The 16,206-nt window shown below is 43.5% G+C and carries 19 protein-coding genes; 9 read left to right on the top strand and 10 right to left on the bottom strand.

Annotated features, from left to right (window positions below):
• Positions 1 to 141: 141 nt before the first annotated feature.
• Entirely contained in the window at positions 142 to 1,317 is a 1,176-nt protein-coding gene (purT, locus tag ACVBIO_RS01485; protein ID WP_447171825.1) for a formate-dependent phosphoribosylglycinamide formyltransferase, read from the bottom strand.
• A 311-nt stretch (positions 1,318 to 1,628) separates the two neighbouring features.
• Here purT and ACVBIO_RS01480 point away from each other — a divergent pair, with 311 nt between their 5' ends.
• The 3 genes from ACVBIO_RS01480 to ACVBIO_RS01470 all read left to right on the top strand — a co-directional run bounded on the left by ACVBIO_RS01480 (position 1,629) and on the right by ACVBIO_RS01470 (position 4,792).
• On the top strand, positions 1,629 to 2,063 hold the full coding sequence (locus tag ACVBIO_RS01480) for a DUF3302 domain-containing protein (RefSeq protein ID WP_447160267.1): 435 nt from the start codon (positions 1,629 to 1,631) through the stop codon (positions 2,061 to 2,063).
• A gap of 1 nt (position 2,064) precedes the next feature.
• The gene (locus ACVBIO_RS01475) at positions 2,065 to 3,201 is read left to right on the top strand and encodes an HlyD family secretion protein (RefSeq protein ID WP_447160268.1); all 1,137 of its coding nucleotides are present in this window, start codon (positions 2,065 to 2,067) and stop codon (positions 3,199 to 3,201) included.
• Positions 3,202 to 3,322: 121 nt separating this feature from the next.
• Positions 3,323 to 4,792, top strand: a complete 1,470-nt coding sequence (locus ACVBIO_RS01470; protein ID WP_447160269.1) for an AAA family ATPase — start codon at positions 3,323 to 3,325, stop codon at positions 4,790 to 4,792.
• A gap of 83 nt (positions 4,793 to 4,875) precedes the next feature.
• Here the strand turns inward: ACVBIO_RS01470 and ACVBIO_RS01465 are convergent, their stop codons facing one another.
• Positions 4,876 to 5,430: a DUF4136 domain-containing protein gene (locus tag ACVBIO_RS01465; RefSeq protein WP_447163221.1), complete on the bottom strand. Its 555-nt coding sequence runs from the start codon at positions 5,428 to 5,430 to the stop codon at positions 4,876 to 4,878.
• 129 nt (positions 5,431 to 5,559) lie between these two features.
• On the opposite strand from ACVBIO_RS01465, the gene ACVBIO_RS01460 reads away from it, so the two are divergent.
• Positions 5,560 to 5,832 (top strand): DUF1289 domain-containing protein, encoded by a 273-nt coding sequence (locus tag ACVBIO_RS01460; protein ID WP_447163222.1) that lies wholly within the window; start codon positions 5,560 to 5,562, stop codon positions 5,830 to 5,832.
• 37 nt (positions 5,833 to 5,869) lie between these two features.
• Here the strand turns inward: ACVBIO_RS01460 and ACVBIO_RS01455 are convergent, their stop codons facing one another.
• The 4 genes from ACVBIO_RS01455 to ACVBIO_RS01440 are packed head-to-tail and all read right to left on the bottom strand — an operon-like array spanning position 5,870 to position 9,167.
• Positions 5,870 to 7,141, bottom strand: a complete 1,272-nt coding sequence (locus ACVBIO_RS01455) for an ATP-binding protein (RefSeq protein WP_447160272.1) — start codon at positions 7,139 to 7,141, stop codon at positions 5,870 to 5,872.
• Between the two features lie 18 nt (positions 7,142 to 7,159).
• Positions 7,160 to 7,873 (bottom strand): response regulator, encoded by a 714-nt coding sequence (locus tag ACVBIO_RS01450; protein ID WP_447160273.1) that lies wholly within the window; start codon positions 7,871 to 7,873, stop codon positions 7,160 to 7,162.
• Complete coding sequence (locus ACVBIO_RS01445; RefSeq protein WP_447160274.1) at positions 7,873 to 8,238, bottom strand: DUF3019 domain-containing protein; 366 nt, start codon at positions 8,236 to 8,238, stop codon at positions 7,873 to 7,875. Before ACVBIO_RS01445 ends, ACVBIO_RS01450 begins: the two co-directional genes overlap by 1 nt.
• A 56-nt stretch (positions 8,239 to 8,294) precedes the next feature.
• Positions 8,295 to 9,167 carry a MipA/OmpV family protein gene (locus tag ACVBIO_RS01440; protein ID WP_447160275.1) on the bottom strand — a complete coding sequence of 291 codons (873 nt, stop codon included), beginning with the start codon at positions 9,165 to 9,167 and terminating at the stop codon, positions 8,295 to 8,297.
• 250 nt (positions 9,168 to 9,417) lie between these two features.
• On the opposite strand from ACVBIO_RS01440, the gene ACVBIO_RS01435 reads away from it, so the two are divergent.
• Complete coding sequence (locus tag ACVBIO_RS01435; RefSeq protein WP_447163223.1) at positions 9,418 to 9,954, top strand: GNAT family N-acetyltransferase; 537 nt, start codon at positions 9,418 to 9,420, stop codon at positions 9,952 to 9,954.
• Here the strand turns inward: ACVBIO_RS01435 and ACVBIO_RS01430 are convergent.
• Complete coding sequence (locus ACVBIO_RS01430) at positions 9,951 to 10,460, bottom strand: YcxB family protein (protein WP_447160277.1); 510 nt, start codon at positions 10,458 to 10,460, stop codon at positions 9,951 to 9,953. The genes ACVBIO_RS01435 and ACVBIO_RS01430 overlap by 4 nt on opposite strands.
• A gap of 135 nt (positions 10,461 to 10,595) precedes the next feature.
• Between ACVBIO_RS01430 and ACVBIO_RS01425 the strand changes: the two genes are divergently transcribed.
• On the top strand, positions 10,596 to 10,931 hold the full coding sequence (locus tag ACVBIO_RS01425) for a DUF1971 domain-containing protein (RefSeq protein ID WP_447163224.1): 336 nt from the start codon (positions 10,596 to 10,598) through the stop codon (positions 10,929 to 10,931).
• A 50-nt stretch (positions 10,932 to 10,981) separates the two neighbouring features.
• Here ACVBIO_RS01425 and ACVBIO_RS01420 read toward each other — a convergent pair whose 3' ends face one another.
• Complete coding sequence (locus ACVBIO_RS01420; protein WP_447171824.1) at positions 10,982 to 11,902, bottom strand: universal stress protein; 921 nt, start codon at positions 11,900 to 11,902, stop codon at positions 10,982 to 10,984.
• Between the two features lie 642 nt (positions 11,903 to 12,544).
• Here ACVBIO_RS01420 and ACVBIO_RS01415 point away from each other — a divergent pair.
• The gene (locus tag ACVBIO_RS01415) at positions 12,545 to 13,297 is read left to right on the top strand and encodes an SDR family oxidoreductase (RefSeq protein ID WP_447160280.1); all 753 of its coding nucleotides are present in this window, start codon (positions 12,545 to 12,547) and stop codon (positions 13,295 to 13,297) included.
• A 102-nt stretch (positions 13,298 to 13,399) separates the two neighbouring features.
• On the opposite strand, the gene ACVBIO_RS01410 is transcribed toward ACVBIO_RS01415, so the two are convergent.
• Both ACVBIO_RS01410 and ACVBIO_RS01405 read right to left on the bottom strand, forming a co-directional pair.
• A complete protein-coding gene (locus ACVBIO_RS01410; RefSeq protein ID WP_447160281.1) occupies positions 13,400 to 13,819 on the bottom strand; it encodes a VOC family protein in 420 nt (139 codons plus the stop codon).
• 63 nt (positions 13,820 to 13,882) lie between these two features.
• Complete coding sequence (locus tag ACVBIO_RS01405; RefSeq protein ID WP_447160282.1) at positions 13,883 to 14,491, bottom strand: NADPH-dependent FMN reductase; 609 nt, start codon at positions 14,489 to 14,491, stop codon at positions 13,883 to 13,885.
• Between the two features lie 165 nt (positions 14,492 to 14,656).
• Between ACVBIO_RS01405 and ACVBIO_RS01400 the strand changes: the two genes are divergently transcribed.
• Positions 14,657 to 15,286, top strand: coding sequence for a helix-turn-helix transcriptional regulator (locus ACVBIO_RS01400; RefSeq protein WP_447160283.1), 630 nt, complete (start codon positions 14,657 to 14,659; stop codon positions 15,284 to 15,286).
• A 6-nt stretch (positions 15,287 to 15,292) separates the two neighbouring features.
• A complete protein-coding gene (locus ACVBIO_RS01395; protein ID WP_447160284.1) occupies positions 15,293 to 15,997 on the top strand; it encodes a pseudouridine synthase in 705 nt (234 codons plus the stop codon).
• The last annotated feature ends 209 nt before the right edge of the window (positions 15,998 to 16,206 follow it).

The raw sequence follows: 16,206 nt of genomic DNA, 5'->3' as shown, positions 1-16,206 counted from the left end.
CATTAAAAGCTAATGTATTAAACGTTAGCGCATTATGCAGGCACTAAGAGAATAATAAACACTTTAAAAAAGCCTCAACCTTTTAATCAAGGCTGAGGCTTTTTAATTTTGAAATTATCTATCAGTCACTCTAATGTAGAGTTAAAAAGTAACCTTAACCTTACTTGCCGCAGTTAGCGCCTTTGCAACGGCTTTATCGATATCAGTATCTCTGGCTAATGCCACACCTAAACGTCTCTTACCGTCAATCTCAGGTTTGGCAAATAATCGAACCTGTGTATCGGGCTCAACTAATGCATCAGCTAAACCTGAGAACTGGATGTTGTTTGAGCTGCCTTGGGCAAGGATCACCGCCGATGCACTTGGACCGTGCTGAGCGATGTTACTAATTGGCAAACCTAAGATAGCACGAACATGCAGAGCAAACTCCGATAAGTCTTGGCTAATAAGGGTCACCATACCGGTATCGTGTGGTCGAGGGGACACTTCAGAAAAGTAAACTTCATCGCCCTTGATAAATAACTCAACACCAAATAGGCCATAACCACCTAAGGCTTCAACTACCTTTTTACCTATGGCTTGTGATTTAGCTAATACGATATTTGACATCGCTTGCGGCTGCCAAGACTCACGGTAATCCCCATCTTCCTGACGATGGCCAATAGCATCACAGAAATGCACGCCGTTCACCGCGCTGATGGTCAACAAGGTGATCTCATAGTCAAAGGCAATGAACCCCTCAACAATGACCCGTCCTTTGCCCGCACGGCCACCTTCTTGTGCATATTGCCAAGCCGACTCAATTTGATCTTGGGTGCGTATAACGCTTTGGCCTTTACCTGAGGAGCTCATCACTGGTTTGATGACGCAAGGGAGCCCAATAGTGGCGACAGCATCGGTAAACTCTTGCTCGGTATCGCAGAAAAAGAAAGGTGATGTTGGGATTGATAGGGTTTCGGCTGCTAAGCGACGTATGCCTTCTCGGTCCATCGTTAGTTGAGTGGCTTTAGCTGTTGGCACGATGTTGACACCTTTAGTTTCCATTTCTACCAAGGTTTGAGTTGCAATCGCTTCTAGCTCAGGGATCACCAAATCAGGCTTTTCAAGTTCAATAACCGCCTTTAATGCCACACTATCAAGCATATTAATAACGTGAGAGCGGTGAGCAATTTGCATTGCAGGGGCGTTGGGGTAGCGGTCTACGCCGATCACTTCGATACCATAGCGCTGAAGTTCAATGGCGACCTCTTTCCCGAGTTCGCCGCAGCCTAGCAACATGGCGCGTTTAGCATTAGCTGATAATGCAGTACCTATCATTATGATTACCTTTTGAGATTGTAGGGAGTAGTTATTGGTTACAGAGCCTGTATGGCACTCAAGCTAGCAACACTTTACTGAGGCATTCTAGTGCCCCATTTTATTTGTGATTAGTGTAACGTGACGTGTATTTCTCTAGGTTAGATTTAGTGGCAAGTGTGCGAAAGATCACTTTGTTATGCTAAATATGGGATCGCTAATATGCAGATTTAAGTCGAAAAAATGCAGTTGTAGGGTTAATATTGCTTTAATGTTGCTATGATGTTTTTAGTGTCTATCGTTGTAACTCAAGGTTTCACAAGGAGAGCGATGTGTTTTTAGATTATTTTGCGTTAGGAATTATTTTTTTCGTTGCGATTTTTATTTTCTATGGGGTCATTGCCATTCATGATATCCCCTATGAGATAGCCAAGAAGCGCAATCACCCACAGCAAGATGCACTGCATATTGCGGGGTGGGTGAGCCTATTTACCTTACATGCTATTTGGCCATTCTTATGGATCTGGGCAACCCTTTATCGTGAAGACCGTGGTTGGGGATTCCAAGAGGTCGTCGAGAAAGAACAACTGTTAGAGAGTGAAGTGCAAGGCTTGACTGAAACTGTGAGAAAATTAGAACAAAGAATCACTGAGATGGAATTATCAAAACAACAGCCTAAACAAGTAAGAGGCTCTGGTAATCATCAGTCCGGTACTAAAGTTGATACTCAAATCGACGATAGTTCAACAGACAGAGCAGAGGTGTAATATGGATTTACTACTTGTACTGACTTACACCGCAATCTGTATTGCCATTTTTAAAATATTTAAGATCCCATTAACTAAGTGGACCGTTCCAACGGCGATATTAGGCGGCATATTTATTGTTGGTGCCTTGATCTTATTGATGAACTATAACCATCCGTATACACCTTATGCTAAAGAGTATTTTGTAACAACGCCCATCAACCCAGCGGTTAGGGGCATGGTTGTATCTGTCGAGGTGGAGCCCAATACGCCGATTAAGAAAGGTGATGTATTATTTAAAATCGATCCCACTCCTTTTCAGGCTATTGTAAAGCAAAAACGTGCGGCATTAGTGGCGGCGGAGCTTGAAGTACCACAATTAGAAGCGGCATGGGAAGCGACAAAAGCTGCAGTGACGCGAGCAACCGCTGACAGAGATAGAACCAAGTCTGCGTTCGACCGTTATGAGAAAGGCCGTAAGCGTGGCGGTGCTAACTCACCCTTTACAGAGCTCGAACTCGATAATAGGCGTCAGCTTTATTTTGCATCAGAAGCACTATTAACTGCTGCTAATGCTGAAGAGCTAAGAGTACGTTTAGCCTATGAGTCAAACGTTGATGGAGTGAATACCAAGGTCGCAGGGATCCAGGGCGAACTTGAAAAAGCACAGTTTGACCTAGATCAGACGGTAGTCAAAGCGCCTGCCGATGGCATGGTGACTCAGATGGCATTGCGCCCAGGTATTATTGCTGTTCCTATGCCGTTAAGGCCGTTAATTAGCTTTATTCCAAATGAAGATCGTATGTTTGTCGGCGCGTTTTGGCAAAACTCATTGCTCAGATTAAAAGAGGGTGATGAAGCTGAAATCATTCTAGATGCTGCGCCGGGCCAAGTATTTAAAGGTAAAGTGGCTAAAGTCTTGCCTGCTATGGCTGAAGGTGAAATTCAGTCATCGGGTTCACTGATATCATCTCAGCGAGTGATGAGTCGTGGCCGCGCATTAGTACTGATTAAGCTTGAAGATCATGAGGCGAAAACTGAGTTTCCAGCTGGTGTTTCTGGGCATGCAGCTATTTATACTGACCATTTTGCCCATGTATCGATTATGCGAAAAGTATTGTTGAGAATGCAAGGCTGGCTCAATTACCTGTTCCATTAATTTATATATCTTAACACTGTGGAATTTGCAGGTACTAACTACTGGTACTTACAGAACCACAGTGGCTATAAAGGGGCTATAGGCCCCTTTTTTATTTAAATCTGTGTAGGCAATAGATGACATGCAAGATATTCAAGATCTCACCGCAGTACTGCGATCGAATACACCGATAGTTATCATAGAAACCTATGAAGAGCACCGGGTGATAGAGTTACTTAGAAAAGTTTCGAATATTCTGTATCAACCCCTGTTTAGCTGGAGCATTACCCAAGGCTTGATGCGAGTCGATAGCGGCATGGGAAGACAAAAATTTAACTGTGAACCTGGCGATATTCTTGGGCAGATCAAGTCGACAACGCAGCAAGGGATATATGTTTTATGTGATTTTCACCCTTTTGTTGACGATGCGCCTAGAAACGTACGTTTGCTAAAAGAGATCGCGCTGGAGTATGAGTCACTTAAACATACGCTGGTGCTGGTCAGCCATGCCTTCACTATCCCTCCCGAAATCAAACACTATTGTGCTCATTTTAGGCTATCACTTCCTAATAGCGCTCAGTTATTGAATCTAATTTATGAGCAAATAGATAAGGTGCGCAGTGAAGGGATCAGGCTCAATGTCGATGATAGTGCGGTCGCTAAGCTTGCAGAAAACCTACGTGGCGTGACCTTTGATGATGCCAGGCGACTCGCGCACAAAGCGATTGTCGATGATGGCGCAATCACCCATTCCGATATCGACAGTATTAACCGAGGCAAGTTTGAATTGCTCGATATGCAAGGTGTACTTCAATTTGAATATGATACCAGTGACTTTTCGCAAGTTGCAGGATTGCATAACCTTAAACAATGGTTGAGCTATAGAACGCCGTCATTAAAGACGCAGATACTGGAGGATAAACCCAAAGGTATATTGCTACTGGGCGTGCAAGGCAGTGGTAAAAGCTTGGCTGCTAAGGCTGTCGCGGGCTTGTGGCAAAGGCCATTACTTAAGATGGATATGTCAGCACTTTATAATAAGTACATTGGTGAGACAGAGAAGAACTTGCGAAAGGCGTTAGAACTTGCGGATTTAATGGCACCTTGTGTGTTGTGGATTGATGAAATAGAAAAGGGCTTAAGCAGTGGTAGTAGTGATGATGGCACTTCAAAGCGAATTCTTGGCACAATTCTAACCTGGATGTCAGAGCGAAAATCAGATGTGTTCTTAGTCGCTACGGCTAATGATATTAGCGCCTTACCCCCCGAGTTGATGCGTAAGGGGCGTATGGATGAGATATTCTTTGTGGATCTGCCCGATGCAGAGATCCGTAAAGCTATTTTTCTTATTCATATCAAGCGACGTCAGCTTGAGCCTACTCACTTTAACTTAAGTCAGCTGGCTAAGATTAGCCAAGGTTTTTCAGGGGCGGAGATTGAGCAAGCGGTTATTTCTGCTATCTATACGGCTAAAGCATCGGAGCGAGATGTTGATCAAGCTCTGCTGCAAGAAGAGCTGATGAAAACGCGCCCATTGTCGGTAGTGATGCGTGAAAAACTGCAATCATTAAGGCAGTGGGCTGAAGGACGCACGGTCAATGCGCACCAATAGCGAGTGACTTTTTGTTGTGCTCCTATTATCAGTGACTCGTTATGAACCGAACACGGGCTGTGGGCGGTTCATTGTATATCAATCTACTTTTGTTGCTTAGGGGGGAACTGCGCTAGGATTTTTGCAACGGTAGCATTAGTTTCTTGTGCTTTTGCTTCACCGCCCTCATCAAAGGTGAACTTGTCTGTACCGCGCCAGATTAATTGATTGGTTTTAGGGTCGAGAATATCAATCTGTATGGTTTGTATTTTGGCGGTATTACTGCCAACGGGGACATCGACGCTAGTGCCGATACTTGCGCCACCAGAACTGCCCCATGTCCCCGTACCTAATCCGATTGAAAAGCCCGAGTCTTTGGGTTTGTCATCAATTCTAAAACCATAACCCACATAAAAATCAGCGGCCTGGTCATTGGGGATAAAACCTTGACTGGTCAGTGAGCTGCTTATGGCTTGTTTAATTCTGTTAGCGCTCAGAGGGTCGCTATTTGCTGGCGGGGGGAGCTGTGAAAAGCTCTTTAAGTTAGCAAAGTTATAATCAAGGTCATAATCATTCTTAGGCGTAGAGCTACAGGCCGATAAGAATAATAGCGGTAACGCGAGTAGTGTGACAAAGAGGCTTCGTTGCTGTTGTTTCATATTGTTACCTTCTTAGTGCTCAATTCTCGGCGACTTTAATCTCGCCAAACATGGGGAGAGTGATTGGTATTAGTCATCTCACTGTATTTATTTTAGCCTTTCATTGTCAAGATAGTATATGTTTAAGGTATGGAGCAGTTAGAGTTTTTTGAGATCCCCAGCCCTTGTATTGGCGTATGTCAGAGTGATGCTAGAGGCTATTGCAAAGGGTGCTTACGTAATAGAAATGAGCGTTTTAACTGGCTCGAGTTTTCTGATGCGCAAAAATATGATGTGATCCGTTTATGTCAGCAGCGTAAACGGAGGCGTCAGCTTGCATTATTTAAAGCGAGAAAAGCGCAGTTACTTGATGAAAGGGCGAAAGTGAATTCCACTCTAGACTTTGGTTCTGATGGCTCTTAAAAGGCGTTTTATAAGCCTAGAGGCTGATCGGATTGGACTAGTGCTGTGTGGTGTTTAACGGCCAAACTAAGGTGAACTGGGTAAAGCCTGGTTGACTTAGAAGCGTGACTTCGCCGTGGTGTCTTTCCATGATTCTCTTTATGATAGCTAAGCCTAAGCCGTGTCCCTTATTACCATTTTTACTGCTTGCACTGCGGTAGAAAGGCTCAAAAATCTTACCTTGGTCTTCCTCTAAAATCCCTTCGCCATCGTCAGTCACAGACAAGGTGACGGCTTTACTGTCTATCGCGATGTTGACCTTAATGTCATCGATTGAGAAACGCTGAGCATTGGTGATGAGGTTTTGCAGAGCGCGCTCAACCAGTGATGGTTCTGCGACCAAGTAAATCGTCTCTTCGGGGGCATCGAAAAGTATCGGGGTTGGGTGGTGGCTTTGTAATCGTCGGATGGTTTGCGTGACTAAGCTGTTTAGGTCACAGCGCTCAAAATTGAGTGATTCTCGCTGGGTTTCCAAACTGGCATAAGTGAGCAGTTCTTGTAGAAGATTTTCCATCTCTTTGATATCAAGCTTCATCTCGTCAAGAAAGTGTTCGCGCCTAGCGGGATCCGATTCTGGTTGGCAGTATTGAGGCAACAGGGCAAGGGCGAACTTGAGCCTTGCAAGTGGCGTTCTTATTTCGTGAGAGACGGCATTAGAGAGATGTTTTTGGTTTTCAATAAGGGCACTGATATGGGCGGCCATATCGTTAAAGGTGTTGGCTAGAGGCAGTACCTGTGAGCGCTTAGTGAGTTTAATTCGGGTATTCCATTTTGCCTGTCCAAACTCTTTAGTGGCTTTCCCCAAGATTTTTAAGTCTTTCGATAGCGGCCATACCCAAATGAGTGCAATAAAGGCTAATAGAAAATAGAAGAAAATATTATAGATATTTCTTAGGCTGGCTTCTGGGTCGAGTTCAATCGGACCTGCCATTAGGACTTGTTCGCCAACAGCCACAAATTGCAGCTCATGGTTAATGTCATAAGGGGTGGCAATCACTTTGTCGGCCCGAACTAATTGTTCGCCAGAAAAAGCAACCTGTTCAGCATTAAGCAGGGTGAGTGGAAAGTTAGGCCTAGCTTGAATACTCTCTAGCATGGCTTGACGTTCATCTTGAGGCAGCTTAGCTAACACTTGCGCCAAAGCAACTAAAGGTGCATCGAGTGCACCTTTTTCGTCAACGTTATTTTGCCATAAATTATCCAGTGCCCATCCTATGCCTAAAAAACCTAGGCTGAGCAGAAGATAAAGGCTAATGAAAAGCCGTTTCATCTTAATAAATTAGCAGACTTAGTTGTTCCACGCTTCTGGCGCGAAGAGGTAACCTTGCCCCCAAACTGTTTTAATTCTAAAAGGGGTTTCAATATTATCGCCAAGTTTCTTTCTTAGGCGTGATATACGTACATCAATCTTTCTGTCTTTACCGTCAAAATCAATATTGAGCAGGTATTGATAGATATATTGGCGGCTCATTACTTGGCCTGCTTGTGATGCCAGTAACCAAAGTAGTTCAAATTCATGACTGGTCAGATCCACTTCGGTCTCACCCAAACGAATCGCTTGAGTATGCGGGTCGATACTTAACTTACCAAAGCTTAGGCAGTGAGATTCTACTTGCGCTGGTTTAGCTTGGCGACGTAGTAAATTGTTAATGCGCGCGACTAATAATGCTGGGTCAACAGGTTTAACCACGTAATCGTCAGCACCTAACTCTAAGCCTTTAATTTGATCTTCATTTGAGCCTAGGGCACTCATCAGTAAAATAGGGCCTGCAAAGTAATCTGGCAATTTTTCGCATAAGGTTAAGCCATCCATCCCAGGCAGCATAATATCGAGTAAAATAATGTCAGGTTTATAGTTTATTAGGCGAGTAAGGACAGTGTCGCCTCTACGCTCTACTTCAACATGCATGCCATGTGACTTTAGGAAGTCGACAATCAAGTTGGCTAAACGAATATCATCTTCGACTAATAATACTCTATGCGTAGATTGAGAGCTGGTCATTAGAATAAACTCCATGGGTTTCGATATCGTCGCCTAACTTGAGGCGAAGAAGCGGGTGTGACTTTCAATTTTACACCTGCAATTGTTTCGTGGGTATCTTTGTCTATCATCACAAACTGAATATCACGGTCAGCACTGATATTGACGGTCAAAGAGTGAATGTCTGGTGAAGGACTGCACCATTTCTTTAGATCTTTGTAGTCTGAAATAATACAGACTGTTTTGTTTTTTAACATATCCCATTCTAATGTGACTTCTATATCGCAAGACTCTTCATTAGCTGAAGTGATACAAAACTCAGGGGACAGTTTTAGGTTAGTTGTTGGCTGTTTTGTACTATTTTTTGCAATAGCCGTTGTACTCATTAACGAGCTCAACAACAGACACAAGAATACAAGTTTGAATTTTGAAGACACTCTAATCAGAACCTATACGCTGCGCCAACAAAATAGGTGGTGGTGTAATCTTTTTCTAAAAGAGGACTATCGACGATTTCATCGCTGATATCGGTATAACGTGCCACTAAGAGTAAGTTCCAGTTTTCAGTTAATACGTACTGCCCAGTAAATTCGATACTCTTATTCAATGCAGACTCCGCTTGATATTCTTGGCTCCAGTAGAGGCTTTCACTCGGTCTGACACCATAGTAATAGTCAACCACCTCTTTACTCTTCCAGTCTAATACCGCAGCAAATTCAAAATTCCACCTATCTAGGGGAATATTGTAAAACCACCTCAATTTAGACTCAAGGCCGCCATGGACATCAAGTATGTCATGGGCGAGCGTTGCGTGCACTATACCAAATCGGGTGTAAACAAAAGCCTCGGCTCCGCCAAGATATGTAAAGTTTCGATTTTCTAGCTCACCAATGGCAGGCTCTGGATTTACTCTGCCAAAGGTTGAGAGCGGGGAGGTTGCACGTTGACTACTGCCGCCAGCTGAAAGCAGGAAAATATTCGACGGATCCCAGCGATAGAAGAAGGCGCTATCACTGCTAAAAGTGGTGATCAAATTGATGGTGTAGTTTTCGCCCTCCGTTAAGGTATAGCCGATATTACCGTTATCGAAAAACCAGTTATCACCATAATAGGCAATGGTCGGGACGACATACAGGGGGATGTCTTTATAGTCTTTAAGAGGATTAGATTTATTACCATAGCCTAAGGCAAAGCCTAAGTCCCAACGACCGACTTCGATACAGTCGGTATTGTTATCGCAGCCCGTTGAAGCGGTTGCGAAAGCAGCACCCGAATATAAGCTGATAGTAAGCATAAGTGCTAATAAGTATGGCATCTAATACATTAACTCTTGATTACAAAATTAACAAATGAAGCTATAGGGTATCATCTATTGCCATATACAGCATGAAGGTTAAGATATTTGTTGCAAACTGATACAGTTTGAAAAGTAGTCAGTTTTAGGCGCGTGTTTATCTTGATTCAAAAGTACAGGCAACGGATAAGACTGGCTTAGGTATTGACATATAAGCTGTTTTAGCGAAAGTTAGTGTTTAAACTGTGCTGTGTAATAAAAGGAGAATGTGGTGACTGGAGAGCGTATCCCCTTAGAAAGGGAGAAAACAATTTTGGTAGATATAGATATTCGTCACAGCCTTGATGCTGATATTGATGGTATCTGTCGGCTTTATAGTCAGCAAAGCTGTTATGCAGGCACGTTACAACATCCTTTCCCGTCATTACATACTTGGCAAAAACGTCTTATGGAACTGCCTGATAACTGTTATAGCTTAGTGGCAATAAGAGATGGCGAGGTCGTTGGTCAAATAGGTATGGAAGTGTTTAGTAACCCTAGGCGTAAACATGTAGCAAATATTGGTATGGCGGTAGATGAGGCATTTCGAGGGATGGGTATTGGCTCTGCGTTGCTTGACGCCATGGTATCACTTGCACAAAATTGGCTTGCAGTGAGGAGAATTGAGCTTGAGGTCTACACTGATAACCACTTAGCCATTAGCTTATATAAAAAACATGGCTTTGTGATAGAGGGGGAAATGCGTGAATATGCTTTTCGCAGTGGCGAGTATATTGACGCATTTCTAATGGCGAATGTGAGAGATTAATCCGCTTCGCTTTGTTGCAGCTTTTGACTTTTTTCAGCCGCTTTACTCACAACAAATTGCGTGGCCTGTTGATCTAGGCTGCGCTTTGAGAGGTAGCTGGTGCCTTTTAGATGCTTTAATAGAAAGCCCTGAGTAGTTTCCGTTATCTCGGTGACATCTTGCCATAAAATAGTGCCCTGCACGTAGAAAGAGTCATTAGTGATCCCAGATTCATCTACCGTTAAGGTCACTTCATTATTGGCGGCTTTACTCATCATTTGACGCATTAGCCACCAAGGTTTTCTAAATCGTACACTCAATGCTTCAAGTGCGCCTAAGGCGATTAAAAACCATGAAGCGTAACCATTAATATTGGTTAGCATTAGGGCGGTACCCACTAAGCCAAAAATGATGGCCTTACGATATGCACGCACAGAAGTATCGACAATGACTGATTCGTCATAACACTCGCTAAAGTGGCTTTTATCTAGCGTGTATTGTGTAGTGTAGCTATATTGATTGTTCATTTTGTCTCATTATTACAGCAAGTGCATGCCAGCTGGTATGGGGATGTTGCGATTATAGTGCGTAGTTTGCTTATCGTCGCTTAACTTGAGCTTAATTGGCATTAATAACACGTTATAAAATGAGGTTCTACGAATATGCCCACGATCCCAACTGATTATGTGAACTATAAATCGAGTCCGGTATTTGACAAGCAGACCGTGCCAAAGATGTTTTTACACCTGCACAATACTAAGGCGGGCGTCTATGGACAAATTCATGTGTTGAGCGGCGAACTCAAGTTCTATGGTTTTACTGATAGACGGGGCGAGGTGGAGCAAGAGATCGTGATTAAAGTCGGTGAGGTCGGGGTATCGCCGCCTCAGTATTGGCATAAAGTTGAGCTTCTTTCGGATGATACCTGTTTTAGAGTCGACTTTTGGGCGCAAGCAGATTCTGACATAGTGGCGCAGACCCAGTCGGAACGAGATTAGCGTTCATATGGTCATTCATGATAATGACTCATATTAGGGGCATTAGTGACTTAGTGGATTTGCGGCTTGATAGCCAAGATATCGCATTTGAGTTGATTGACGATCACAGAAGAGGTGTGCCCCTTGAGTTCACTTATTAAGCCATGGTGCTCACCTGCGCCAATGACCAACAAGTTAGCGTTACATTGGTGAGCGATAGTGGGAATAATATGATCCGGTAGGCCTTGCTCAAGGTGTAAATGTTCGTTTGTTATATGGTAGTTTTTAGCGTTACTGAGTAAGCGTGCCCAATGCTGCTGTTTTTGCTCCTTATCTGAAAGGTGGTTAGTTTCTTTTTCAACAGACATGCTCCAATTTTCTATTTGATAACAGTTAAGCAGATGAATATCGCTGTCTAACAGTGTCGCCAGTTGCAAAGTATCATCGAGTAAGCATTGATTTAACTTACTGTGTTCAATATCTGGGTCTGCGGTTTCAAGCGCGGTGAGGATATGCCCATGTTGCTGCCAAGTCTTATTACCCACTATCATGACGGGGTGCTCACACTCTCTAAGTAGGTGAGCTTCACAGCTAGGGATGAACTCGTTGATAACTGGGTTGTGGTGTTTGTTATTGACCACGATTAAATCGTAGTTACCCTTATTGGCTTCATTCAATATCGCAACATGGTCTTGGAGGTTCTTAATGGCTTTTATCTCAACTTCAACCCCCAGCCGTTGATACTTAGCCAATAGCTTTTTGACAACTAGCATGGGGTCGAGTGCTTGCTTGGAGAGTAATCCAAGGCGACTTAATACATTATTGTAGGGGTGCTCAATCTTCAATACAGTGACTTTCGCATGAGTTTTTTTAGCGAGTTGTAACGCCTTGTTGAGTGCAAGTTGTACCGGCGAATCATTATCGATTACCGTTAATGTATGGTGGTAGGAAATCATGGCAAATACTCCGTCAGCCTTGCATTCCCTTGCCATTAACACAGGTCCATAATTCTGTAAATCTAGTCGATAACCCAGTAAACACACGGGTTTGCTAATACTAAATCACGCTTAAATTACTCCTTGTAAGTGCTTTTCAATCTACGAGATTTTAAGTCATTGATTTCAAAATTGTCTTACTTCTCGAGTTCAAATAATTTGCAGATAATTTGTGAATAAAAAATGATTACCATTGTTATTAACGGTCCTCAACCTGACTTTAACCTGCATTGTCGATGGGGCGATTATCTCCATCGCTCGATGACAAGTAGAGGCGATAGATGGCGCGTTCAAAGGCATTAACCATACTGGGTTGATGTTCGTTGAGATTGGGTTGATATTGAATTGCTAGGTTTTGCGCTTACTTTTTATGCTTAGTCAGTACAGCGGCGTAACGTGAAAAGGCATTGCTAGGGAGACTGCCTGAGACCGATAAGCCTTTTGTTGTGGGGCTGGTATTTTATATCGGCTTACTATCGCTGGGCATCTGGCTTGGATAAACCTGCTGTTCTGTCGCTTTCTAATCGCCGAGTTGAGGTTTACATTCTATTACTTCAACAGTAGCTTAGATTAGATTAGATTAGGTTAGATGTTAACCATGTGAATTAAAAACGATACCGCTATGGATGGAAACAGATGATGGCTAAGCGTAAGACAATATTGATCACCGGCGCCAGCTCTGGTTTAGGTAGAGGCATGGCACTGGAGTTTGCCAACATGGGGCGAGATTTGGCTTTGTGCGCGCGACGAGTTGAGCGTTTAGATAAGCTAAAGCAAGATCTCTTACAGATAAATCCAAATATTAACGTTTCGGTTAAAGCGCTTGATGTTAATCAGCATCAAGATGTGTTTAAGGTGTTTAATGAGTTCAAGTCTGAATTTGGCCAGTTAGACAGGATCATTCTTAACGCAGGAATGGGTAAGGGCGCTGCCATTGGCACAGGACATTTCGAGGCCAATAAGCAAACGGCGGAAACTAATTTTGTAGCTTTACTTGCTCAAGCTGAAGCGGCGATGATTATTTTTCGTGAACAAAATGCTGGCCACTTAGTAACCATATCCTCGGTGAGTGCTGTGCGTGGCTTTAGGCGAGCGATGACCGTTTATGCGGCGACAAAAGCTGCTGTTACGTCGTTAACTGAAGGTATTCGTATTGATGTAATGTATACGCCAATTAAGGTCAGTTGTATTCATCCTGGTTTTATCCGCAGTGAAATAAACGAGCACGTCGAAAAGGTGCCTTTTATTGTTGATACCGACGTGGGCTGTAGTGCAATGGTTGCAGCTATCGAGGCTGAAAAAGCCAATAGCTTTGTACCAAGCTGGCCATGGGCAATACTGCATCGGCTACTTAGAGTACTACCGAGTCGCTGGATAAGAACAATGAGTTGATCAGGCTCATCGTTTACAGCTTTAGCTGAGGCGCTATAGTTGTCACTGACGTTCAGGTTGGCGATTAATCGCTATTGTTGATGCTATTGCTGACAGCGGCGATTATTCATATTGATTGCGCATAGCCGGAATATCCGTGAGATATTCAACAAACTCAACTTCGTAACCATCGGGATCGATAAAGTACACATTACGGCGATAGGGATCTTCTGCGCCCGCTTTATCTACAAGATGGCCGCTCGTTTTGAGGCGCTCAATCACCCCATCAAGATCATCGGTGACATATGCAAAGTGGGCCAAGCCAACTTGATGCCCACTTAAGTCACGGTTGTCTTCAATACCGTCATCGTTAAACGTTAAATATTGATAATCATCACCAAAGTGCACCCAGTTGCGCTCTACGCCATGCCAACTAGACTTTCCTCCGCCGCGAACTTTCCAATGAGGAAAGATTGCTTGGTAAAACGCTAATGCCTTTGAAATATCTCTGACCACTAAATTTAAATGCTCTAAACGCATCATAATTGACTCCTTGTATTGTTGTCCTAAATTGATTGCAGCTTTGCAAATGGCTTGCTTTGATGGTCACATGCCATAATGGTACTCCTGCTGTTTTGGAAATGGCTTGTTTTGATGGTTAATCCGCACTCCTTTTAAGGCTTCGCTGTATTGAGTGAGCATATGCAAACTGTAGTCGATACGTTCCCGTAAATGTAATTCTCTATCGCACAGTGGCGCGTCAGTATTGAAGAGTTCTTCGACATTTCTAACGATTAAATGATCAGGCGTCGCCACCAGTTTATTGTTTTTTAATGCATTCATTCTTAGCTCGGCAATAGGGTAGGCACCACTTATCCCACTGACAACAGCAACCAATAAAGCGGGTTTATGGGCGGTATCTTGGTGGTCGCACATCAACAAAAAATTCTTCATCAAAGGTGATGCCATGCCGCCCCACTCGGGTGTAATTAATACTAAGGCGTCTGCTTTCTTTACTTGCTGAGAAATTAAAGGCCAGCGGCTACCATCGGCAGATTTGGTTTCTGCACTTCCATCCCAAAAAGGTAACTGGTATTGGCAAAGCTCTATGTGATTGACTCTGTTAAAACCCGTCACCTGTTCGCTCAGGTAACGGGCGACTTTGGCACTCTGCGATGGGCTTCTCTGGCTGGCACTAATGATGACTAATTCCATTTTAGTAAACCTTTTTGTTTATTTAAGTTTTAAGTAAAGTAAACAGTTTACAAAATAAAGTAAAGAAAAAAGTTTACTTAATTGATGGTTGAGTAATAATGGCCATAGTCATACCGCTTTGTGCCTTGAGCGATAAAAGAACAAAGCTGCCATAAAGAGATAACGATGAAGACCAGTGACAAAATTTTGCAGATGCTTAAAACCCAAGGTGAATTAACGGCTAAAGCGATTGCTAGTGAGCTAGGCCTGACAACAATGGGGGTGCGTCAGCATTTACAAAGCCTTGAAGAAAGTTGCGATGTGGTTTTTGATGATAGAAAAGCGACTCGTGGGCGACCGACACGTTTCTGGGCGCTAACGCCGCAAAGTAATAGTCATTTCTCTGATAGACATGAAGAGCTGAGCGTTCAGCTAATTGATTCGGTTAAAACTGTTTTTGGCGACAGTGGCTTAGAACAGCTTATTAGCCATCGTGAACAGGTGTCACTTGCGCTTTATCGTGATGCGTTAATCAGTGCCGATAGCTTAGCCATTAAGCTACAAGTCTTGGCACAGTTACGTACCAATGAAGGTTATATGGCGACGGTTGAGCATAGCGACGGCTGTTACTGGCTACTTGAAAACCATTGCCCGATCTGCGCTGCAGCAACAAAATGTCTTAATTTTTGCCGCTCAGAATTGCAGTTATTTCAGACCTTACTGCAGCATGACGCTACGGTGAGCCGTGAGGAACACATTATCCAGGGGGCACGTCGCTGCGCCTATAAAGTACAGCCTATCACTGCTGAGCAATAGAATTTTATGGAATCAAAACGTGCACGGCTAGATAGGTTTATTAGCGTCAAAACAGGTATTAATAAAAAACATGTTAGGTTGCTGTTGGCTAAAGGGCAAGTGCAGGTGGACGGTGAGATAGCGCGTGATATCGATTTGATTATCGACGAGTTCTCCCATGTTTGTCTTGATGGTCAAGTGTTGCAAGCCAGCCGGCCGAGCTATGTGATGCTATATAAGCCCGTTGGCGTGGTCAGTGCTACCGTTGATGATAAGCATAAAACGGTTATCGATTTGCTGGCTAGAGAAGATAAGTGCAGTCTGCATATTGTTGGTCGCTTAGATCTCAATACTTCAGGTTTGTTGCTGTTAACTAATGATGGTCGCTGGTCTAAAAAGCTGATGTCGCCAGAACATAAGGTCGGAAAGCTGTACCGAGTGACGCTGCAAAATCCCATTGATGAATCTTATATTCCAGCTTTTGCCAATGGGATGTACTTTGAATATGAAGGTATCACGACCTTACCCGCTAAGCTGGAGATCATAGATGCACACACGGCTTTGGTGACCTTGATGGAAGGGCGTTATCATCAAATCAAGCGCATGTTTGGCCGCTTTCGAAACCCCGTTGTAGGTTTACATCGAATATCCGTCGGCGCCATCGTGCTCGACCCGCAATTAACTGCTGGTGAAAGTCGAGACTTATCGATAGCAGAAATTCAGAATGCCTAAATATGCTATCCATAGGTTTTTCTCTTAACTCATGTCGCTCACTCTGGTGCAGGACTTCTGTTAAATATACCGCTTGAGCGGGCTATATAAAGGGTGGAATAAAGGGCTGAGTAAAAGGCTATATAAAGGCCATGTAGAGAGCAAAGTGAGAATGTTGAGCCCAAACCTGTCAAATATCTTAACCCTTAGGGTCTTTTTGCTAAAAATAA

Source organism: Shewanella sp. 0m-8, from assembly GCF_052977265.1.
Note: the sequence above shows the minus strand (reverse complement) of the source record. Positions and strands in the feature narration are given on the sequence as shown.